The sequence below is a fragment of the Corallococcus sp. 4LFB genome (genome assembly GCF_046520365.1).
Taxonomy (GTDB): domain Bacteria; phylum Myxococcota; class Myxococcia; order Myxococcales; family Myxococcaceae; genus Corallococcus; species Corallococcus caeni.
In genome coordinates, this window is the sequence record NZ_JBKGHJ010000414.1 from 1 (window position 1) to 7,575 (window position 7,575).

The following is a 7,575-nucleotide window of genomic DNA, read 5'->3' on the forward strand; positions in this document are numbered from 1 at the left end:
GCAGCTCCGCGGCGGAGGCGAAGCGGTGTTCGGGCCGCTTGGCCAGCGCGCGCAGCAGGACGCGCGACAGGGCCTCCGGCACGGCGGGGTTCACCTCGTGCGGCGGGACGGGCTCCTTCTGCAGGTGGCCCACCAGGATTTCGGCGGCGGTGCGGCCGTAGAAGGGCACCTGGCCGGTGAGCAGCAGGTACGCGAGCACGCCGGCCGCGTAGAGGTCGCTGCGCGCGTCCACGAGCCCGTCGCCGCACTGCTCGGGGGCCATGAACTCCGGCGTGCCCAGCAGGACGCCGACCTCCGTGGTCATCTCCCCGGCGGGGCGGGACAGCAGCTTGGCGATGCCGAAGTCGAGCAGCTTCACGCGCTGCTTGCCGCTGGGGCTGGGGACGAGGAAGACGTTGGCGGGCTTCAGGTCGCGGTGGACGATGCCGTGCGCGTGCGCGGCGCCCAGGGCGTCACACACCTGCGTCATCAGGTCCACCACCAGCGCCGGGGCCATGGGGCCGCGGGCGAAGCTGGCCAGGCTGTCCCCCTCCAGGTACTCCATGACGAGGTACGGGCGCCCGTCGCGCGAGTCCAGGTCGTAGAGGGTGACGACGTTCTCGTGCTGCACCAGCGTGAGCGTGCGGGCCTCGGAGAGGAAGCGCGCGACGAGCTCCGGGGCCTGGGCCAGGTGCGCGTGGAGCACCTTGATGGCCACGCGCTTCTGGATGAGCGTGTGCTCCGCGAGGAACACGGTGCCCATGCCGCCGCGCCCCAGCTCGCGCACGACGCGGAAGCGGCCGAACTCCTGGCCCACGAGGGAGGGCACCACGGGCGTGGGAGACGACATGGGCGAGGGCGTGGCGGGCTGCAGCGCGGAAGCCGGTCCCGGCGGCGGCGTGCCGGCGTAGAGCATCGTCCCGCCGTTGAGGTCGAGCCCGCGCATCAGCGTGGGACACGCCTCCGCGTTCGAGTGGAGCTGACCGCAGGAGCAGAGGAGAGGCGACGGGGCGAGCACGAGGGACCGGAACCTGGGGAAGGCGATGCGGGGGTGGAACAGCGTCAGCGGCCGATGCGAGCCCTGTGCCAGGAGCCGGGGCTTTCCGGTTCGCGCGGACGGCCACGCCAACCGGTTGATCCGCTTCGCTTTTGCGACACTCGGATGCGTCCTGGGTCCCAGCTCATCAGCAGACACCCCTCGATTTCGGGGAGTTTTTACAGCCCCGAGACGGAAACGTTTTCCGCCCTGCACATCCCAATACGTTGGGTCCAGAAGACCTTGGGCGTTTTCCGCCCACCCACCGTCAACCTTCCTGCCGCGCCGCGCAGTCCCTTCAAGATGACAGCACGCCGTGCGGGTTTCCAGTGCGCAGCGACATGAACATCCACGCTGGAAAACATGTCGTTCGCTCTCGAAGAAAGCCGAGATTGCGACTCTCCCTGCGGGTGCCGGGAAGACGCTGCGGCGCTAGAGGAACGTACGGATCCAACTGTGTCGGGACGCCGACAAATCGGCCTGGGATGAAGCGGCCTGCGCGGATGGCGGGACTTTCGCGGCTGCTGGCGGAACGCGGCTGCGTGCGGTGGGGACGCGGTTCCGAGGCGATGCCGTTCTCCTCGCGGATCCGCCGCTGGAGCATGTCTCCCGGAGGTCTTCGCTACGACGGTGCGGGCTGGACGTCGGGCTTCACGTCCGCGAGCAGGCCTTCCACTTCATCCCGATACGGCAGCCCCGCCTGCGCTCCCAGCCGCGTCGTCGCGATGGCCGCGGCGGCGTGCGCGAAGCGCGCGGCGGTGAGGAGCGGCTGGGACTCCGCCAGGGCGACACAGAGCGCCGCGCAGAAGGCATCCCCCGCTCCGGTGGTATCCACCGTGTCCACCGGCAGGTGCGGCAGCCACGCCTCCTCCTCCCGTGACACCAGGAGGCTGCCCCCCGGCGCCGCGATGATGGCCGCCCCCACGCCTCGCATCAGCAGATTGATGGCGGCTCGCCGCGCGGAAGCGCGGTCATGCACCCGGATGCCCGTCAGCGTCCGGGCCTCGGAGGCGTTGGGCCGGAGCACGTGCACGTCCTCCAGCAACACCTCCGGCAACGGCACGGCCGGCGCGGGATCCAACACCACCCGGACACCCGCGGCACGCGCCAGACGGACCGCCGCCTGGACCGCGTCCAGCGGCACCTCCAACTGCACGAGCAACACCCGCGCGGTGGCAATGGACTCCGCGCTCCGCAACACATCCCGGATGGACAGTCTGTGATTGGCGCCCGGCGCGGAGAAGGTCTGCTTCCTCCCGCTTCCATCCACCATCACCAGCACCGCGCCGGAGGGCTCCTCCGGCGCGGGCAGCACCGACTCCAGCGCCACGCCCTCCTGCGCCAGCCACGCCACCTGCGTCAGGCCACGCCCATCCGTCCCCACCCGCGCCACCAACGCGACTCGCGCCCCCAACCTCACGGCGGCCACGGCGCCGTTGGCTCCCTTTCCTCCGAGCGCTTCCTGGAAGACGTCGCCCTGGGCGCTGCCTCCCGGCTCCGGCAGCGACCTGCCTCGCACGAGGTAGTCCGTGGCCACGCCTCCCACCACCACGAGGTCCGGGCTCATGGCGGGACCTCGGTGGACGGGCGCTCCCGCGCGGCCGTGGCCAGGTGCTGGAGGAACCAGTCCCGGGCCAGCAGCGCCGCCTGCTCGAGCGTCCCCGGCTCCTCGAACAGGTGGGTCGCCCCGGGGACGATCTCCAGTTGCTTGTGCGTGCGCAGCGCCTCCAACGCCTGACAGTTGAGCGCGATGACCTGCGTGTCATCCCCACCCACGATGAGCAGCGTCGGCGCCCGCACCGCCGGCAGCACGGCGCCCGCCAGGTCCGGACGGCCGCCCCGGGACACCACCGCTTGAATGCCCTCGGGCGCGCGCCCCGCGGCCACCAGCGCGGCCCCCGCGCCGGTGCTCGACCCAATCAACCCCAGCGGCTGGCGCTCCAGCCCTGGCACCTGCATCAGCCACCGCACCGCCCCCTGGAGCCGTCGCGCCAGCAGCTCGATGTCGAAGCGCAGGTGCCGCGTCCACCGCTCGGCTTCCTCCTCTCCCGGCGTGAGCAGGTCCATGAGCAGGGTCGCCAGCCCCGCCTGCTCGAGCACTTCCGCCACGTACCGGTTGCGCGGGCTGAAGCGGCTGCTGCCGCTGCCGTGCGCGAACAGCACCACGCCCGAAACGCGCTCCGGCACGCTCAGCGTTCCTTCCAGCCATACGCCGGGCTCCGCCTCCAGCCGCACCGCGTGCTCCGACACCCGTCGCTCGTTCATGGCGCCTCCGGTGCAGACCCCTCACCGTGCGCCGCGCGCGCCAGCAGCTCACGCACCTCGCCGTCGGTGGTCTGCGTGAAGTCCTCGTACCACTGGCCCACCGCGAAGAACCGCGGCGGGGTGTGGACGCAGACGACCGCGTCCGCTTCGTCCTGGAGCGCCGCGCACGTCTCCGGCGCGCCCACCGGGACGCCCACCACGACGCGCGCGGGCGCCTGCTGGCGAAGCGCCTGGAGCGCCGCCCGCATGGTGGAGCCCGTGGCCAGCCCGTCATCCACCAGGACCACCGTCCGCCCCTCGACGCGCGCCGGAGGCCTGCCGTCGCGGAAGAGCTGTTCCCGCCGCGCCAGCTCCCGCGCCTCCCGCTCCACGGCCGCCGCGATGGCCGCCCGGGCAATCCCCAGCCTGCGCACGATGCCCTCGTTGAGGACCGTGACGCCGCCCGTGGCGATGGCCCCCATGGCCAGCTCCTCATGCCCGGGCGTGCCCAGCTTGCGCACCACGAACACGTCCAGCGGCACCCCGAGCATCCGCGCCACCTCGAAGCCCACGGGCACGCCGCCGCGCGGCAGCGCCAGCACCACCAGGTCTCCGCCTCCACCAAGCAGGACGCGGAGCCGCTGCCCCAACGCACGGCCGGCGTCGAAGCGGTCTCGAAAGATTTGCATGCCATGCCCCCACCTTCTTGAGGTGGAGGACACGACGGGCGGCAGCAAGGGCACACTGCCCGCTCGCTCGCATCTCACCCGGGTGCTGGCACGCCCGCCAAAGCAGACTGTGTATGCCTTTTCGGCACCCGATTCAGGGAACAACCATTAACAAACATCTACATCCCCCTCCCTGCACATGACGCGGAGCAGCACCTGTCTATCGTCCGTGCCGCGTCAAGCCCCCGCACGTGCGCGTCAAAACCCAACGCAGGGAGTCCCCCATGTCGAAGGTCTATGAAGCTCCGGGTCAGAAGGGCAGCAAGGTCGAGTACAGGAGCCGCTACGGCAACTACATCGGCGGTGAGTTCGTCCCGCCCGTGAAGGGCCAGTACTTCGAGAACATCAGCCCCGTCACCGGCCGCCCCTTCTGCGAGATTCCCCGCTCCACGGCCGAGGACATCGAGAAGGCGCTCGACGCCGCGCACAAGGCGAAGGACGCGTGGGGCAGGACGGCCGCCGGCGAGCGCGCCAACATCCTGCTGAAAATCGCCGACCGCATGGAGCAGCACCTGGAGATGCTCGCCGTCTCCGAGACGTGGGACAACGGCAAGCCCGTCCGGGAGACGCTCGCCGCGGACCTGCCGCTCGCCATCGACCACTTCCGCTACTTCGCCGGCTGCATCCGCGCGCAGGAAGGCTCGCTCAGCCAGCTGGATGACAACACCGTCGCCTACCACTTCACCGAGCCGCTGGGCGTCGTGGGGCAGATCATCCCGTGGAACTTCCCGCTGCTCATGGCCGCGTGGAAGCTGGCCCCCGCGCTCGCCGCCGGCAACTGCGTCGTCCTCAAGCCCGCGGAGCAGACCCCCGTCACCGTCCTCAAGTTCGCGGAGCTGGTGGGCGACCTCTTGCCCCCCGGCGTGCTCAACATCGTGAACGGCTTCGGCATCGAGGCCGGCAAGCCGCTGGCCAGCAACAAGCGCATCGCGAAGATTGCCTTCACGGGTGAGACGACCACCGGCCGCCTCATCATGCAGTACGCCTCCGAGAACCTCATCCCCGTCACCCTGGAGCTGGGCGGCAAGTCCCCCAACATCTTCTTCGAGGACGTCTTCGCCAGGGACGACGACTTCGCCCAGAAGGCGCTGGAGGGCTTCGCCATGTTCGCCCTCAACCAGGGCGAGGTCTGCACCTGCCCGTCCCGCTCGCTCGTCGCCGAGCGCTTCTACGACGAGTTCATGGCCAGGGCCGTGGAGCGCACGAAGCGCATCGTGCAGGGCAACCCGCTGGACACCTCCACGCAGCTTGGCGCGCAGGCCTCCAACGACCAGCTGGAGAAGATCCTCTCCTACCTGGACATCGGCAGGAAGGAGGGCGCGAAGGTGCTCACCGGCGGCGGGCGCAAGGCGCTCCCGGGCGCGCTGGCGGAGGGCTACTACGTGGAGCCCACCATCTTCGAAGGCACCAACAGGATGCGCGTGTTCCAGGAAGAAATCTTCGGCCCCGTCGTCGCGGTGGCGAGGTTCAAGGACGCCGAGGACGCGCTCGCGCTGGCCAATGACACGCTCTACGGCCTGGGCGCCGGCGTGTGGACGCGTGACCAGAACACCGCGTACCGCATGGGCCGCGGCATCCAGGCGGGCCGCGTCTGGGTGAACTGCTACCACCTGTACCCCGCGCACGCGGCGTTCGGCGGCTACAAGCAGTCCGGCATCGGCCGCGAGACGCACAAGATGATGCTCAATCACTACCAGCAGACGAAGAACCTGCTCGTCAGCTACGACCCGAAGCCCATGGGCTTCTTCTAGGACGCGCCGCCCATGCCCGTGCCGCGCGTCGAGGCCACGCCGGCCGCCGAGGCCCTGCTCCGCAAGATGCAGGGCCTCCACGGCCCGCTCCTCTTCCAGGAGGGGCCCCCGCTCAAGGGGCCGCGGCACTGAAGGCCAGGTCCCGGGGCAGCCGCAGCGTGAAGGTGGCGCCCTGCCCCGGCTGGCTGTCCACTTCGATGCGGCCGCCCAGCGCCTCCACAATCTGGCGGCTGATGTAGAGCCCCAGCCCCAGGCCGCCGTAGTGCCGCTCGCTCACGGCGCGCTCGAAGCGGCCGAAGAGGCGCGGCAGCGCGTCCGCTTCGATGCCGATGCCCTCGTCGCGCACCTCCAGCCAGACCTCGTCGCTGGCATCCACGCCCGCGCGCACCGTCACCGGGTGGCCCGCGCCGTACTTCGCCGCGTTGGTGAGCAGGTTCACCAGCACCTGCTCCAGCCGCAGCGAGTCCCACTGGCCCGTCAGCGTGCGCGGCAGCTCCAGCCTCAGCGGACACCGCGCCTGGGCGAACACGTCCTCCAGCCGCTCCACCGCGTCGCGCGTCAGCTGCACCAGGTCCACCTCCGCGCGCTCCAGCGCCAGCTTGCCCAGGGACAGCCGGCTCACGTCCAGCAGGTTGTCCACCAGCGCCGTCAGCCGGAGCACCTGCCGCTGCGCGGTGTTGAGCTTCCCGATGACGGGCCCCTGCGCGCCCGCGGTCTCCAGCGCCCGGCCAATGAGGTTGTGCTGGAGGATGAGGCTGGTGAGCGGCGTCTTCAGCTCGTGGCTCGCCACGGAGAGGAACTCGTCGCGCAGCCGCACCGCGGACTGGGCGTCGTGGAACAGGCGCGCGTTCTCCAGCGCCACGCTCACGCGCAGCGCCAGCTCCTCCGCCATCGTCACGTCCGCGGCCACCAGCGTGCGCTGCGGGTCCGCGGTGAACAGCGTGATGACGCCCAGCGTGCGGCCCCGCGCGCGCAGCGGCACCGACAGCACCGACGTGGGCTCCAGGCTGTCCACCAGCGCCCGGTGCGCGTCGCTCGTGGAGACGGCGTCGCAGCGCTTGAAGTCCAGGCGCGACACGAAGCAGACCTCCCCGGAGCGGAAGCACTGGAGCGCCGGGTGCGCGGGCCCCCGGTCCGTCCCGCCCAGGGCCTCCTTCAGCCGCGCGTCATGACGGGCCACGCGGTGGGCCGCCGTCACCCGCCGCAGGGTGCCGTCCGGCGCGGCCAGGTCCACCAGCAGCCGGTGGCCACGTGGTCCACCACCAGCCGCGCCACCTGCGGCAGCGCCTCCTCCACGTCGTCCAGGCGCAGCGCCAGCACGCGGCTGGCGTCCAGCAGCAGCTGCAGCCGCTCCTCGGCCTCCTTGCGCCGGGTGACGTCCGCCAGCGCGCCGGTGAGCTCCGTCACCTTGCCGTCCGGCCCGGCGAAGGACTGCCCCACGCTGTGCATCCAGCGCGCGCCGTCGCGGCGCATGACGCGGAACTCCAGCTCGAAGAAGCCCGGCGCCTCGCGCTGGTAGCGGTGGAACTCCGCCTCCACGTGCGGCCGGTCCTCCGGATGCAGCCGCTCCAGCATGTCCCCCACCGGCACCACCGAGTCCACGGCCGGAAGGCCCAGCATGTGGTTGAGCGCCGCGTCGCGCAGCTCCCGGCCCCGCACCAGGTCCAGCCGCCAGGTGCCCATGTCACCGGTCACCAGCGCCTGCCGCAGCCGCTCCGTGCGCTCGCGCAGCGCTTCGTAGAGCGCGGCCCGCTCCAGCGCCTGCGCGCACTGGTGCGCCAGCGCCTCCAGGAACGCGCGCTCCCCGGCCGGGAAGACGCGCGGCTCCGGCCACGCG

At 71.5% G+C, this 7,575-nt stretch carries 7 protein-coding genes; 1 reads left to right on the top strand and 6 read right to left on the bottom strand.

Features of this window, described 5'->3' with window-relative positions; all coding sequences use genetic code 11:
* The 4 genes from ACLEQD_RS32325 to ACLEQD_RS32340 form a co-directional block, all read right to left on the bottom strand.
* Nucleotides 1-925: serine/threonine-protein kinase (locus tag ACLEQD_RS32325; RefSeq protein ID WP_410389346.1), on the bottom strand; the 925-nt coding region annotated here is incomplete at its 3' end.
* A gap of 712 nt (nt 926-1,637) precedes the next feature.
* Complete coding sequence (locus ACLEQD_RS32330) at nt 1,638-2,582, bottom strand: ribokinase (protein ID WP_410389347.1); 945 nt, start codon at nt 2,580-2,582, stop codon at nt 1,638-1,640.
* The gene (locus ACLEQD_RS32335) at nt 2,579-3,280 is read right to left on the bottom strand and encodes a dienelactone hydrolase family protein (protein ID WP_410389348.1); all 702 of its coding nucleotides are present in this window, start codon (nt 3,278-3,280) and stop codon (nt 2,579-2,581) included. The genes ACLEQD_RS32330 and ACLEQD_RS32335 overlap by 4 nt, the downstream gene beginning before the upstream one ends.
* Complete coding sequence (locus tag ACLEQD_RS32340) at nt 3,277-3,948, bottom strand: phosphoribosyltransferase (RefSeq protein WP_410389349.1); 672 nt, start codon at nt 3,946-3,948, stop codon at nt 3,277-3,279. Before ACLEQD_RS32340 ends, ACLEQD_RS32335 begins: the two co-directional genes overlap by 4 nt.
* Nucleotides 3,949-4,211: 263 nt before the next feature.
* On the opposite strand from ACLEQD_RS32340, the gene adh reads away from it, so the two are divergent.
* Nucleotides 4,212-5,738: an aldehyde dehydrogenase gene (adh, locus tag ACLEQD_RS32345; RefSeq protein ID WP_410389350.1), complete on the top strand. Its 1,527-nt coding sequence runs from the start codon at nt 4,212-4,214 to the stop codon at nt 5,736-5,738.
* Between the two features lie 112 nt (nt 5,739-5,850).
* On the opposite strand, the gene ACLEQD_RS32350 is transcribed toward adh, so the two are convergent.
* Nucleotides 5,851-6,972 carry an ATP-binding protein gene (locus ACLEQD_RS32350; RefSeq protein ID WP_410389351.1) on the bottom strand — a complete coding sequence of 374 codons (1,122 nt, stop codon included), beginning with the start codon at nt 6,970-6,972 and terminating at the stop codon, nt 5,851-5,853.
* On the bottom strand, nt 6,933-7,575 hold a 643-nt coding region (locus tag ACLEQD_RS32355; protein WP_410389352.1), incomplete at its 5' end, for a PAS domain-containing protein. The genes ACLEQD_RS32350 and ACLEQD_RS32355, both read right to left, overlap by 40 nt.